At 39.4% G+C, this 12,845-nt stretch carries 15 protein-coding genes; 10 read left to right on the top strand and 5 right to left on the bottom strand.

The window, feature by feature from the left end:
- Positions 1-14 precede the first annotated feature (14 nt).
- Positions 15-272 (top strand): DUF896 family protein, encoded by a 258-nt coding sequence (locus HMPREF2728_RS01820; RefSeq protein WP_000187071.1) that lies wholly within the window; start codon positions 15-17, stop codon positions 270-272.
- 194 nt (positions 273-466) lie between these two features.
- Here HMPREF2728_RS01820 and HMPREF2728_RS01815 read toward each other — a convergent pair whose 3' ends face one another.
- The 3 genes from HMPREF2728_RS01815 to HMPREF2728_RS01805 are packed head-to-tail and all read right to left on the bottom strand — an operon-like array spanning position 467 to position 3,280.
- Positions 467-1,702, bottom strand: coding sequence for an NAD(P)H-dependent oxidoreductase (locus HMPREF2728_RS01815; protein ID WP_049525810.1), 1,236 nt, complete (start codon positions 1,700-1,702; stop codon positions 467-469).
- 17 nt (positions 1,703-1,719) lie between these two features.
- Positions 1,720-2,325: an NADPH-dependent FMN reductase gene (locus HMPREF2728_RS01810; protein WP_075226905.1), complete on the bottom strand. Its 606-nt coding sequence runs from the start codon at positions 2,323-2,325 to the stop codon at positions 1,720-1,722.
- Positions 2,326-2,359: 34 nt separating this feature from the next.
- Positions 2,360-3,280, bottom strand: a complete 921-nt coding sequence (locus tag HMPREF2728_RS01805) for an FAD:protein FMN transferase (RefSeq protein WP_075226935.1) — start codon at positions 3,278-3,280, stop codon at positions 2,360-2,362.
- 317 nt (positions 3,281-3,597) lie between these two features.
- Here HMPREF2728_RS01805 and nox point away from each other — a divergent pair, with 317 nt between their 5' ends.
- Complete coding sequence (gene nox, locus HMPREF2728_RS01800) at positions 3,598-4,977, top strand: H2O-forming NADH oxidase (protein ID WP_075226904.1); 1,380 nt, start codon at positions 3,598-3,600, stop codon at positions 4,975-4,977.
- A gap of 244 nt (positions 4,978-5,221) precedes the next feature.
- Here nox and HMPREF2728_RS01795 read toward each other — a convergent pair whose 3' ends face one another.
- Complete coding sequence (locus HMPREF2728_RS01795) at positions 5,222-6,079, bottom strand: YitT family protein (RefSeq protein WP_075226903.1); 858 nt, start codon at positions 6,077-6,079, stop codon at positions 5,222-5,224.
- 62 nt (positions 6,080-6,141) lie between these two features.
- Positions 6,142-7,797 carry an Rqc2 family fibronectin-binding protein gene (locus tag HMPREF2728_RS01790; protein ID WP_075226902.1) on the bottom strand — a complete coding sequence of 552 codons (1,656 nt, stop codon included), beginning with the start codon at positions 7,795-7,797 and terminating at the stop codon, positions 6,142-6,144.
- 104 nt (positions 7,798-7,901) lie between these two features.
- Here HMPREF2728_RS01790 and ybeY point away from each other — a divergent pair, with 104 nt between their 5' ends.
- Genes ybeY through secG form a run of 8 tightly spaced genes read left to right on the top strand, consistent with a single transcriptional unit; the run spans position 7,902 to position 12,777 of the window.
- Positions 7,902-8,399, top strand: a complete 498-nt coding sequence (gene ybeY / locus HMPREF2728_RS01785; RefSeq protein WP_000275150.1) for an rRNA maturation RNase YbeY — start codon at positions 7,902-7,904, stop codon at positions 8,397-8,399.
- Complete coding sequence (locus HMPREF2728_RS01780) at positions 8,380-8,775, top strand: diacylglycerol kinase family protein (RefSeq protein ID WP_000378151.1); 396 nt, start codon at positions 8,380-8,382, stop codon at positions 8,773-8,775. The genes ybeY and HMPREF2728_RS01780 overlap by 20 nt, the downstream gene beginning before the upstream one ends.
- A 16-nt stretch (positions 8,776-8,791) precedes the next feature.
- A complete protein-coding gene (gene era / locus HMPREF2728_RS01775; protein WP_070459472.1) occupies positions 8,792-9,691 on the top strand; it encodes a GTPase Era in 900 nt (299 codons plus the stop codon).
- 48 nt (positions 9,692-9,739) lie between these two features.
- Positions 9,740-10,564, top strand: coding sequence for a DNA-formamidopyrimidine glycosylase (mutM, locus tag HMPREF2728_RS01770; protein WP_075226901.1), 825 nt, complete (start codon positions 9,740-9,742; stop codon positions 10,562-10,564).
- Positions 10,564-11,169: a dephospho-CoA kinase gene (coaE, locus tag HMPREF2728_RS01765; RefSeq protein ID WP_075226900.1), complete on the top strand. Its 606-nt coding sequence runs from the start codon at positions 10,564-10,566 to the stop codon at positions 11,167-11,169. The genes mutM and coaE overlap by 1 nt, the downstream gene beginning before the upstream one ends.
- The gene (locus HMPREF2728_RS01760) at positions 11,156-12,355 is read left to right on the top strand and encodes a multidrug efflux MFS transporter PmrA (RefSeq protein WP_075226899.1); all 1,200 of its coding nucleotides are present in this window, start codon (positions 11,156-11,158) and stop codon (positions 12,353-12,355) included. The genes coaE and HMPREF2728_RS01760 overlap by 14 nt, the downstream gene beginning before the upstream one ends.
- Positions 12,355-12,504: a 50S ribosomal protein L33 gene (gene rpmG, locus HMPREF2728_RS10210; RefSeq protein ID WP_001809104.1), complete on the top strand. Its 150-nt coding sequence runs from the start codon at positions 12,355-12,357 to the stop codon at positions 12,502-12,504. The genes HMPREF2728_RS01760 and rpmG overlap by 1 nt, the downstream gene beginning before the upstream one ends.
- Positions 12,505-12,543: 39 nt before the next feature.
- Positions 12,544-12,777, top strand: coding sequence for a preprotein translocase subunit SecG (secG, locus tag HMPREF2728_RS01755; RefSeq protein WP_000282514.1), 234 nt, complete (start codon positions 12,544-12,546; stop codon positions 12,775-12,777).
- Positions 12,778-12,845: the final 68 nt, after the last annotated feature.

Here is a 12,845-nt window from a genome sequence, read left to right as displayed (position 1 = left end):
TTGGAGGTCCAAATATGACACCAGAAAAAATCGCTCGTATTAATGAGCTTGCGAAAAAGAAAAAAACAGAAGGCTTGACTGCAGAAGAAAAAGTAGAACAAGCTAAACTTCGTGAGGAGTATATCGAAGGCTATCGTCGTTCTGTTCGTCATCACATTGAAGGAATCAAAATCGTTGATGAAGATGGAAATGATGTGACTCCTGAAAAACTTCGTCAGGTACAACGTGAAAAAGGTTTGCATGGTCGTAGTCTTGACGATCCAAATTCATAAGTTGAATAAATTAAATACTCGGTTAGCCTATGCTAATCGAGTATTTGTTTTAAAAAAAGGAACCTAAAGAGGTTCCTTTAGTATTAAGTTTTATACTCATCGAAAATCAAATTCAAACCACGTCAGCTTCACCTTGCCGTACTCAAGTACAGCCTGCGGCTTTTCCTAGTTTGCTCTTTGATTTTCATTGAGTATTAGTTACTTGCCCCAGAAGTAGCATCCGCATCTCCATGGCCTCCGTCAGCTGAGTCAGAAGCACCAGAAGTAGCATCGGCATCTCCGTGACCTCCAGCAGGAGCAAACGGACCGCTTCCTCCTACCAAGCGTTGACCTGTTTCTTTCAAGTACCAGTCAAGCCATGGTTGGAAGTTAAAGACAATTTCATTGATACCAGCATATGAACCATCAGGATAGTACATTGCTTGGTAGTTGTGAGTATTGATAACACCAGCAGGTGAACCTGGAACAATGGTACGTACGTATTCTTGGTTACCGTTTCTAAGAGTTCCAATAACCCACTCAACGTTTTTCATACGTGCAGGTGGAAGTGATCCATGAACTGTTGACATACGGCTACCAGATTGAGATGGTACACGTTTTGCAAACATGGTGTCTGGATCTTGGTGAGCATTGTTGTAGTAGAGGAATTGGTTGTTATCGTCAGCGTATGTCAATTCAAAAGGCATAGCTTTCAAGAACATATCAATTTGGTTAACAGTCAAGATACCATGGTCAAGTTTAACATATGTATCACCAGACACAGCGCCTGTAATTTCTGCAACTTTTTCTACCCATTCTGGATCATCAGGGTCAACTTCTGTAATAGTTGTAGCGATTGGTTTTCCACAATCCAAGTCTTCTGGTTCAATTGGTTTTGGTTTTTTCAATTTAGAAACGACTCCTACGTATTTGACAAAGTTATCTAAACAAGTTTCAAGGAATTTAACAGTTCCTTCGTTGATAATATTTCCATTAGCATCAAAAGCTTCTTTAGCTTTTCCAAGAAGGAATTCATTCCCTGGAAGAGTATAGGCATTCACCCCTGGTGCGTCAAGGATTTTACGAAGGTGAACTTGGGCACGAGAAGTTCCTTGGTCGTAGTAAGAAGCACCCACGATCATCACTGGTTTGTTTTCAAATGGATGTACTTCATATGAAAGCCATTCAAGAACTGACTTGAGTGAAGCAGAAATTGTATGGTTGTGCTCAGGAGTAGCAATAATCACACCATCAGCACGAGTAATTTTATTGTAAAGAAGGCGCAATTGGAAACTTTCGTCCCATTTTTCGTCTTGGTTAAACATTGGAACTTCATCGATTTCAAGAACTTCTAATTCAAATTTCAGTTTGAAATTACGACGGATGAATTCCAAGAGTTTGCGGTTATATGATTGGTCGTAGTTTGATCCAACAAGTCCAACAAATTTCATTCTTTCGATCTCCTATCTTACAAATTTTCCCAGTCAAATTCTTCTGCATCTTTACGAAGAAGTTCTTGTGCATTACGCAATTTTTCTGTAATCTTGACAAAGATACGGAAGTCATCAAAGATGGCATCCAATTTCTTGATAACATCAAGATCTACCAAGTCACCATTCTTATCGAATGCTTGAAGAGAATGAGAGAGCAAGAACTCATCTGGGAGAACATTTGCTTTAATTTCAGGCGCATTTAGGATTTGACGGAGTTGCAATTGAGCACGTGAAGAACCGAGTGTACCGTATGAAGCACCTGTGATCATCACTGGTTTGTTAAGAAGTGGAAATACTCCATAAGAAATCCAAGCAAGAGCGCTCATAAGAACAGCAGGAATTGAGTGATTATATTCAGGAGTGCCGATAATTACACCATCAGCTGCTTCGATTTTTGCAACAATTTCTAAGGCTTCTGCAGGAATAAGTTTATCTGCAGGTTTGTTGAAGACTGGTAGGTCTTTAATTTCTACCAATTCGATTTCTGCTTTATCAGCAAAGTGTTTTTGCATATATTGAAGCAGTTGGCGGTTTGTGGAACGTTTAGAGTTAGTTCCTACAATAGCAATAAGTTTTAGCATGAGCTTTCCTTTCTCTTTTTGCATTATTTATTAATTATCTTTGGATACCGGATGAACAAGCGATATGTCCATCTTTATCAATAAGGATGGCTTCGATTCCATCGATATTTTCGATTTGCCACATGATAGAAGCGCTGCGCTCACCAAACAATCGTGTGGTCCATATCTCACCATCAACTGAGCGGTCAGATATAATCGTTAAACTAGCCAAATCCGTTTCAATAGGATAGCCAGTTTCACTATCGAAAATGTGATGATAATCCTTTCCATCAATTTTAAGATGCCGTTCATAAATTCCAGATGTAACAACTGACTTACCAGTAATAGACAAGGTCATCAGGTGATTACCGCGTGGGTGATTAGGATCTTGAATACCGATTTGCCACGGTCGATCATCTTTTGATTGGTTGTTTCCAATTGTGAGGATGTTTCCTCCTAGATTGATAAGAGCAGAAGTGATGCCATTTTCTTTTAAGAAAGTTGCAACCTTATCTGCGCTATACCCCTTTGCTAAACAACCTAAGTCAATTTTCATCCTTTTTTTTTCTAAAAAAACAGTAGAATCAATTGAATCAAGCTTGATAAAACGGGGATCTATCAATGGTAAAACCGTAGAAATTTCTTCAGGACTAGCAACTTTTGCATCGGAAAAACCAATACGCCAGGTTTGTACCAAGGGACCAATGCTAATGTTGAGATGACTTCCAGGAGCTAGACTGTGTTCTAATCCTAAAGAAATCAGTTCAAACAAATCAGGATGGACCTTAACTGGAGCAATTCCCGCCTGATAGTTAATTTCCATCAATTCTGATTCGGTGCTATTCGCATTAAATCGAAATTCAAGTTCCTTGAGCAAATCAAAAGCTTGACGGAGAAGATTATCCGCTTGTTCATGTACCAAGGAAATAGTAATCGTAGTTCCCATTAACCGTTCAGATAATGAACTGAGAGGCAAAAAATCAACTCCCTTCAAATCAATTGGAAATAGTTGTAAATCCAGATTTGAAAGCAATCTGAAGATTTATATTTCATTTCCATATAAATAGAATATCATAAAGTCAGCGTTTTCACAAATTATTTTTTACAAAAAGTCAAGAAATATGCTTGAAGAAATAAAAAATGTGCAAAAAACTTTGAAAAGGTTGAAAATAAATTGATATATATTTCAAAAAAATTTCAAAAAAACAGTAAACTAGTCAAAAAGCTTGTAAACGCTCACAGATAATGATATACTAGAAAGGTAAATAAAAAATTAAAGGTAGGAATTATCTAATGAGTAAAATCGTAGTCGTGGGTGCTAACCACGCTGGAACTGCATGTATCAACACTATGTTGGACAACTTTGGCAACGAAAACGAAATCGTTGTATTTGACCAAAACTCAAACATTTCATTCCTTGGATGCGGAATGGCTCTTTGGATTGGTGAGCAAATCGACGGTGCTGAAGGATTGTTCTACTCTGACAAAGAAAAATTGGAAGCAAAAGGCGCTAAAGTTTACATGAACTCTCCAGTTCTTTCAATCGACTATGACAACAAAGTTGTCACTGCAGAAGTTGACGGAAAAGAACATAAAGAATCATACGAAAAATTGATCTTTGCAACTGGTTCTACACCAATCTTGCCACCAATTGAAGGTGTTGAAATTGTTAAAGGTAACCGTGAGTTCAAAGCTACTCTTGAAAATGTACAATTCGTTAAATTGTATCAAAACGCTGAAGAAGTTATCAACAAACTTGCAGATAAGAGCCAAAATCTTAACCGTATCGCTGTTGTTGGTGGTGGATACATCGGTGTTGAGCTTGCTGAAGCATTCGAACGTCTTGGAAAAGAAGTTGTTCTTGTTGATATCGTAGATACAGTCTTGAACGGATACTACGACAAAGACTTCACTCAATTGATGGCTAAAAACTTGGAAGACCACAACATCCGCTTGGCACTTGGTCAAACTGTAAAAGCTATCGAAGGTGATGGTAAAGTTGAACGCTTGATCACTGACAAAGAAAGCTTTGACGTTGATATGGTTATCCTTGCAGTTGGTTTCCGTCCTAACACAGCTCTTGCTGATGGTAAGATTGAACTCTTCCGCAACGGTGCTTTCCTTGTTAACAAAAAACAAGAAACATCTATCCCAGGTGTATTTGCTGTGGGTGACTGTGCGACTGTTTATGATAACGCTCGTAAAGACACTAGCTACATCGCTCTTGCATCAAACGCAGTTCGTACTGGTATCGTAGGTGCATACAACGCTTGTGGACATGAACTTGAAGGAATCGGTGTTCAAGGATCAAACGGTATCTCTATCTACGGTCTTCACATGGTTTCAACTGGTTTGACTCTTGAAAAAGCAAAAGCTGCAGGCTACAATGCAACTGAAACTGGCTTCAACGATCTTCAAAAACCAGAATTTATGAAACATGACAACCATGAAGTAGCTATCAAGATTGTCTTCGACAAAGATAGCCGTGAAATCCTTGGTGCTCAAATGGTATCACGTGATCCTGGAATCGCTATGGGAATCCATATGTTCTCACTTGCTATCCAAGAACACGTCACAATTGAAAAATTGGCCTTGACAGACCTATTCTTCTTGCCACACTTCAATAAACCATACAACTACATCACTATGGCAGCATTGACAGCTGAAAAATAATGATTTTTGAAACGGAAGATTTATTTCTTCCGTTTTTATCATCAAAAAAATGAGAGTGGGACAGAAATCGGTAATTCGTTAGAATTCGATTTCGTCGTCCCACCTCCGCACAGTTGAGTAGGGCTGTAAAAGCTGATGAAATCAGCGTAGTAGAGCCCACTCAACCACTGCGTCTTGCTCGACAATCCAAAGACAATTGAGAGGCTAGGACTTTTGTCCCAGCCTCATTTTTGATATTTAGATGTTATGAAGTTTCTTCTTTTACGAAGGTGAACCCTTCTCCTAAAATTTCGTGTGCTTCAGTGATGGTAATAAAGGCCATCGGATCCACGGTATGTATCATTTCTTTCATCTTAATCATTTCATTTCTTGCTACGATACAGTAAATAATTTTCAAATCTTTTTGACTGTAGTAGCCTTGCCCAGAAATGAAGGTGACACCTCTACCGAGCTCTTCATTGATTTTATCAGCTAACTCCATAGGCTTTTGGGTGATGATCATAAATCCTTTACCAGCATATCCGCCTTCACCAATCAAGTCAATAACTCTAGAGACGATGAAGTCAAATAAAAGTGTATAGGTTACGAGACGAAGGTCTTGGAAAATAATTAAAATGAGCATTAGGATAAGGAAGTCTAGTGCAAAGAGTAATTTTCCAACGGAGATATTGGTGTACTTGTTGAGAATTCGAGCGACGATATCTGTTCCACCAGTGGTACCACCAGCATTGAAGATAACACCTAGACCAAGTCCCAAAAGAACACCCGCAACCAAGGCAACGATAACCAAATCTCCTTCAAGATTAAAGTGGAGAGGAATCTTTTCAAAGATTGCTAACCAAATGGATAAGGAAATGGTTCCGAGCAAACTTGTGTACAGAGTCTTTGAACCAAATATTTTCCAGGCTAGAATAAAGAGCGGGATATTGATTAACAGGTTCATCAAGGAGATGGGAATGTTAAAGAGATAATAGGTAATCAAGGTGATCCCAGTTGCTCCCCCCTCGAATAAGTGGTGGGGCACAACGAAATACGTGAGTCCGAAGGCATAGATGGCAGCTCCGAATATAATGGTTAAAATAGACTTGATATGCCGTAGCATTGAGCTTACCTCCCATTTTTATTTGAGTCTATAGCAGTAACAGCCCACCAGTATACAAGACTTTATTTGATTTTCATGGACTGAATTTTTTCAGGGTCGGGTGTAACACGGAGTGTCTTTTGTCCAGTATAGGTGACAAAACCAGGTTTTCCACCAGTTGGTTTGTTGAGTTTTTTAACTTCAATCATATCCACCTGAACGAGGTTTGAGAGACGTCCCTTAGAGAAGTAGGCTGCAAGTTCTGCAGCGTCTGTTTTAACCTCATCAGTAGGATTGAGATTGCCTGAGATAACAACATGACTTCCAGGGATATCCTTAGCGTGGAACCAGAGTTCTTCTTTACGGGCCATTTTAAAGGTCAATTCCTCGTTTTGTATGTTATTGCGCCCCACAAAGATGATCGTTTTTCCATCACTAGCTAGATACTGCTCAGGTTTTTGTCGTTTCTGGATTTTTTCCCTTTGTCTTCGACGGATAAATCCTGTTTGGATCAATTCTTCACGAATTTCAGCAATTTCATCGAGTCCGGCTTGATTGAGTACCGTTTCGACACTTTCTAGATAGAGAATGGTTTCCTTGGTTTCTTCAATCAGGTCAGTCAAGTATTTAACAGCTTCTTTTAATTTCTGATAGCGTTTGAAGTAGCGTTGAGCATTTTGGTTTGGCGTTAATGCCTTATCAAGTGCAATTGTGATAGGTTGATTGGTGTAGTAGTTTTCCAAAATGACTTGATCTTGGTCATTGGGAACTTGATGAAGGAAAGTGGTTAGTAACTCACCTTTTTGACGAAATTCTTCTGCATTTTCGGTAGCCAGAAGTTCTTTTTCCTGTTTCTTTAGTTTTTGCCGATTCTTTTGTAGTTCGTTTTCGACGCGACGTATTAGTTCGCTAGCCTGCTGTTTCACTCGGTCACGTTCGGCTTTATCCTTATAATAGATATCAAGTAATTGTGAAAGACTGTCAAAATTCTCCGCTGTTTTACTAGAAAAAGGCACACAAGAAAAGGATTTATCTGTTAGGTAAGGGTTGGTTTCTTGTCCAAAGAAGTTCCGGAAAGTGGCTAGTTTATCATTAAGCAGTTGTCTTTCTAACTCGGTTGCTGTATCTCTTCCCAAACCTTGAAAGAGGTTTTGAAGATTTTTAGCAGTTAACTCTTGGGTTTGTAGAATTTCAAAGAGTTTTTCGTCCTTGACCATAAAAGGATTGAGCGCCTCTGTACTTGGAGGAGCGATATAAGTAGCACCTGGTAATAAGGTACGGTAGCTATTTTGAGAGAAACCGATATGCTTGATAACTTCAAGAATTTTGTGACTAGACTTATCTACAAGGAGAATATTGCTATGTTTGCCCATAATCTCGATAATAAGCGTGGCCTGGATATGGTCCCCAATCTCGTTTTTATTGGAAACCGTGATTTCCACGATACGATCGTTTTCAATTTGCTCGATTGACTCAATAACTGCTCCTTGAAGATACTTTCTCAATACCATAATAAAAGTAGATGGCTGAGCAGGGTTTTCAAAGGTGGACTCTGTTAACTGGATGCGTCCAAAAACTGGATGGGCAGACAGGAGCAAACGATGACTTTTACGATTGCTACGGATTTGCAGGACCAATTCTTGGTCAAAGGGTTGATTAATCTTTTGGATGCGACCATTTAGTAGTTCAGTTCGCAATTCCTCAACCATGTGGTGTAAAAAAAATCCATCAAATGACATGGTTCTCTCCTCGTGAATGTATTCCATAGTATTATATCAAAAAGGTAGAATAAAATCATAGAAATGTGATATAATAAAGCCAAGTAAAGAGAATCGAGAAGCACATGTATATTGAAATGGTAGATGAAACTGGACAAGTTTCAAAAGAAATTTTAGAACAAACACAGGAAATTTTAGAATTTGCTGCAAAAAAAATTGGAAAAGAAGACAAGGAAATGGCGGTCACATTTGTGACCAACGAACGAAGCCATGAACTCAATCTAGAGTTTCGTGATACCGATCGTCCAACAGATGTTATCAGTCTTGAATATAAGCCGGAGTTAGAGATTGCCTTTGATGAGGAAGATCTGGAAAATGATCCCGACTTGGCAGATATGATGTCAGAATTTGATGCTTATATCGGTGAGCTTTTCATTTCCATTGATAAGGCACATGAGCAAGCTGAGGAGTACGGTCATAGTTTTGAGCGTGAAATGGGCTTCTTGGCAGTGCACGGCTTTTTACACATTAACGGCTATGATCACTACACTCCCGAGGAAGAAGCGGAGATGTTCGGTTTACAAGAAGAAATTTTGACAGCCTATGGACTCACAAGACAATAAACGAAAATGGAAAAATCGTGACCTAATCTCCAGTTTAGAATTTGCCATTACAGGGATTTTTACTGCGATTAAGGAAGAACGTAACATGAGAAAGCATGCAGTGACAGCTCTAATAGTTGTCCTTGCAGGTTTTGTTTTTCAGGTGTCACGAATCGAATGGTTATTTCTGCTTTTGAGCATTTTCATGGTAGTAGCTTTTGAGATTATTAATTCAGCTATTGAAAATGTAGTAGATTTGGCAAGTCACTATCACTTTTCTATGTTGGCAAAAAAAGCTAAAGACATGGCGGCTGGTGCCGTGCTTGTGGTCTCACTTTTTGCCGCTTTGACAGGTGCACTCATCTTTCTCCCACGGATTTGGGATTTATTATTTTAAACAGTAAGAGGAAATTATGACATTTAAATCAGGCTTTGTAGCCATTTTAGGACGTCCAAATGTAGGGAAGTCAACTTTTTTAAATCACGTTATGGGGCAAAAGATCGCCATTATGAGTGATAAGGCGCAGACAACTCGCAATAAAATCATGGGGATCTACACCACTGATAAGGAGCAAATCGTTTTTATCGATACACCAGGCATTCACAAGCCTAAAACAGCACTCGGAGATTTCATGGTAGAGTCTGCCTATAGCACCCTTCGTGAAGTGGACACCGTAATTTTCATGGTGCCAGCAGATGAGGCGCGTGGTAAGGGCGACGATATGATTATCGAACGACTCAAGGCTGCTAAAGTTCCTGTAATTTTGGTGGTCAATAAAATTGACAAGGTTCATCCAGACCAACTCTTGGCTCAAATCGATGATTTCCGCAATCAGATGGACTTTAAGGAAATTGTTCCTATTTCAGCCCTTCAGGGAAATAACGTTTCTCGTCTAATCGATATTCTCAGTGAAAATCTTGAGGAAGGTTTCCAGTATTTCCCAGCCGATCAAATCACAGACCATCCAGAGCGTTTCTTGGTTTCTGAGATGATTCGTGAAAAGGTCTTACACTTAACTCGTGAAGAAATTCCACACTCAGTTGCAGTAGTGGTGGACTCTATGAAACGAGACGAGGATACAGACAAGGTTCATATTCGAGCAACTATCATGGTCGAACGTGATAGCCAAAAAGGGATTGTCATCGGTAAAGGTGGTGCCATGCTCAAGAAAATTGGGACTATGGCCCGTCGTGATATCGAGCTTATGCTAGGGGACAAGGTTTTCCTAGAAACTTGGGTCAAGGTTAAGAAAAACTGGCGAGATAAGAAGCTAGATTTGGCTGACTTTGGCTATAACGAAAAAGAATATTAAGAAGAGGTGGGCAGTAGCCTGCTTCTTGTTTTTAGAGAAGGAGGAGTTATGCCTGAATTACCTGAAGTCGAAACGGTTCGACAAGGTCTTGAAAAACTGATTCTAGGGAAAAAGATTTCGAGTATAGAAATTCGCTATCCCAAGATGATTAAGAAAGATTTGGACGAGTTTCAAAATGAAGTGCCTGGTCAAGAGATTCAATCGATGGGGCGCCGTGGCAAGTATTTACTTTTCTACCTGACAGATAAGGTCTTGATTTCTCATCTAAGGATGGAAGGCAAGTATTTTTATTACCCAACCAATGTTCCTGAGCGTAAGCATGCTCATATTTTTATCCAGTTTGAAGATGGTGGTACTTTGGTGTACGAGGATGTACGCAAGTTTGGAACTATGGAATTGCTTGCTCCTGAACTCTTAGATGCTTACTTTGTATCTAAAAAGCTTGGACCAGAACCTACTGAACAGGATTTTGACTTAGAGAATTTTATAGCTGCCCTGAAGAAATCTAAAAAAACTATCAAATCGCATCTTCTCGACCAGACTCTCGTTGCAGGATTGGGTAATATCTACGTGGATGAAGTTCTCTGGAGGGCCAAGGTTCATCCAGCTAGTCCTTCTCAGAGTTTGACAAGAGCTGAAGCGACAGCTATTCATGAACAGACCATTGCAGTCTTGGGGCAGGCTGTTGAAAAAGGCGGTTCAACCATTCGCACCTATACTAATGCTTTTGGTGAAGATGGAACCATGCAGGATTTTCATCAGGTCTATGATAAAGCTGGACAAGCTTGTTCACGTTGTGGATCCATCATCGAAAAAATTCAGCTTGGCGGTAGAGGAACCCATTTTTGTCCAAAATGTCAAAGGAGAAAGTGATGGGAAAAATAATTGGAATCACTGGTGGTATTGCAACTGGGAAATCCACTGTCACAAATTTTCTAAGACAACAAGGCTTTGAAGTGGTAGATGCGGATGCTCTTGTCCACCAACTTCAAAAACCTGATGGTCGCCTTTATCAGATTTTAGTAGAGCATTTCGGTGAAAAAGTCCTTCTAGAAGATGGGGGGCTGGATCGTCCATTACTTGCCAGTCTGATCTTTTCTAACTCTGAGGAGAGAGAATGGTCTAAAGAAACTCAAGGACAAATCATCCGTGAAGAATTGGGCTCTTTGAGAGACAAGTTAGCTCAGACTGAGGACGTATTTTTCATGGATATTCCATTGCTTTTTGAACAGGACTATGCTTCATGGTTCGATGAAACTTGGCTAGTTTATGTAAGCCGAGATACTCAGCTGGATCGCTTAATGAACCGTGATCAGTTATCCAAAGAGTCAGCTGAAACTCGTTTAGCTTCACAGTGGCCTTTAGAAGAAAAGAAGAAATCTGCTACTTATATATTAGACAATAACGGCAGTCGAGAGCAGCTTTTGAGTCAAGTAGTGACCTTACTTGAAGGAGGCGATGCCCATGCAAGAGATTAGTTGGAAGGATAATCTTCGTATTGCTTGGTTTGGTTGTTTTTTAACAGGAGCCAGCATTTCTCTTGTTGTTCCTTTCATGCCTATTTTTTTCGAACAGTTAGGAATTGAAGGGGATCAAGTTACCTTTTATTCAGGTTTAGCTATATCAGTCTCAGCCATTTCTGCAGCCTTTGTATCACCAATTTGGGGAATATTAGCAGACAAGTATGGTCGAAAACCCATGATGATTCGTGCAGGGCTAGCCATGACTATTACTATGGGAGGTCTGGCATTTGTTCCAAATGTTTTCTGGCTCTTGTTCTTACGCTTTCTTAATGGTGTTTTTACAGGATTTGTACCCAATGCGACAGCTTTAATTGCAAGTCAAGTTCCCAAAGATAGGTCAGGATACGCTCTAGGGACTTTATCAACTGGTGTTGTCGCTGGAACTTTGACTGGTCCATTTGTAGGTGGTTTCATTGCTGAAATTTTTGGCATTCGGAATGTCTTTTTATTGGTTGGTAGTTTCCTGTTCTTGGCAGCTATCTTAACCATTCTTTTTATCAAAGAAAACTTTCAACCAGTGCCAAAAGAAAAAGCACTCCCTACAAGAGAGCTCTTTACTTCTGTTAAATATCCTTTTCTCCTGATAAATTTATTTCTAACTAGCTTTGTGATTCAATTTGCTGCCCAATCTATCGGTCCCATCCTTGCCCTGTATGTACGAGATCTGGGACAGAAAGAAAATCTTCTCTTTGTCTCTGGTTTGATTGTATCCAGCATGGGATTTTCAAGTATGATGAGTGCAGGTATCATGGGGAAACTAGGTGATAAAGTGGGCAATCATCGACTCCTTGTCCTAGCTCAGGTATATTCAGTTTTCATATATCTATTATGTGCAAATGCGACTAGCCCATTCCAATTAGGCTTCTATCGTTTTCTATTTGGTCTGGGGACAGGAGCTCTGATCCCTGGTGTAAATGCACTCCTTAGCAAGATGACCCCCAAATCAGGCATTTCAAGGGTATTTGCCTTTAATCAAGTATTCTTTTATCTAGGAGGAGTGATAGGTCCCTTAGCAGGATCAACAGTAGCGGGACAATTTGGCTATCACTCAGTATTCTATGCAACAGCTCTTTGTGTAGCTCTCAGTTGTTTATTTAACCTTATCCAATTTAGAACATTATTAAAAGTGAAGGAAATCTAGTGCGAGTAAAAATCAATCTCAAATGCTCCTCTTGTGGTAGCATCAATTATCTAACCAGTAAGAACTCCAAAACCCATCCAGACAAGATTGAGGTCTTAAAGTATTGCCCAAAAGAAAGAAAAGTGACTCTACATCTTGAATCTAAGTAGAAATTATGGTAGAATAATAGGGATTTTAAGGAGTTTGATATGTATAACCTATTATTAACCATTCTATTAGTATTATCTGTTGTGATTGTGATTGCAATTTTCATGCAACCAACTAAAAACCAATCTAGCAATGTATTTGATGCCAGTGCAGGTGATTTGTTTGAACGTAGCAAAGCGCGCGGTTTTGAAGCTGTAATGCAACGTTTGACAGGAATTTTAGTCTTTTTCTGGCTAGCCATTGCCTTAGCATTGACGGTATTATCAAGTAGATAAGAAAATAATGGGCGGGACTAGGTCTTTGCCTATTTTTATTTTTATACTCTTCAAAAATCTCTTCAAAC

Origin of the sequence: Streptococcus sp. HMSC061D10, assembly GCF_001808865.1 — a bacterium.
Lineage (GTDB): Bacteria > Bacillota > Bacilli > Lactobacillales > Streptococcaceae > Streptococcus.
Note: the sequence above shows the minus strand (reverse complement) of the source record. Positions and strands in the feature narration are given on the sequence as shown.

Coding starts and splice junctions, on each gene's coding strand:
- secG (WP_000282514.1), top strand. CDS start 12,544: ATGTATAACCTATTATTAACCATTCTATTAGTATTATCTGTTGTGATT.
- coaE (WP_075226900.1), top strand. CDS start 10,564: ATGGGAAAAATAATTGGAATCACTGGTGGTATTGCAACTGGGAAATCC.
- HMPREF2728_RS01820 (WP_000187071.1), top strand. CDS start 15: ATGACACCAGAAAAAATCGCTCGTATTAATGAGCTTGCGAAAAAGAAA.
- ybeY (WP_000275150.1), top strand. CDS start 7,902: ATGTATATTGAAATGGTAGATGAAACTGGACAAGTTTCAAAAGAAATT.
- HMPREF2728_RS01780 (WP_000378151.1), top strand. CDS start 8,380: ATGGACTCACAAGACAATAAACGAAAATGGAAAAATCGTGACCTAATC.
- HMPREF2728_RS01815 (WP_049525810.1), bottom strand. CDS start 1,702: ATGAAATTTGTTGGACTTGTTGGATCAAACTACGACCAATCATATAAC.
- HMPREF2728_RS01760 (WP_075226899.1), top strand. CDS start 11,156: ATGCAAGAGATTAGTTGGAAGGATAATCTTCGTATTGCTTGGTTTGGT.
- era (WP_070459472.1), top strand. CDS start 8,792: ATGACATTTAAATCAGGCTTTGTAGCCATTTTAGGACGTCCAAATGTA.
- HMPREF2728_RS01810 (WP_075226905.1), bottom strand. CDS start 2,325: ATGCTAAAACTTATTGCTATTGTAGGAACTAACTCTAAACGTTCCACA.
- HMPREF2728_RS01795 (WP_075226903.1), bottom strand. CDS start 6,079: ATGCTACGGCATATCAAGTCTATTTTAACCATTATATTCGGAGCTGCC.
- mutM (WP_075226901.1), top strand. CDS start 9,740: ATGCCTGAATTACCTGAAGTCGAAACGGTTCGACAAGGTCTTGAAAAA.
- HMPREF2728_RS01790 (WP_075226902.1), bottom strand. CDS start 7,797: ATGTCATTTGATGGATTTTTTTTACACCACATGGTTGAGGAATTGCGA.
- nox (WP_075226904.1), top strand. CDS start 3,598: ATGAGTAAAATCGTAGTCGTGGGTGCTAACCACGCTGGAACTGCATGT.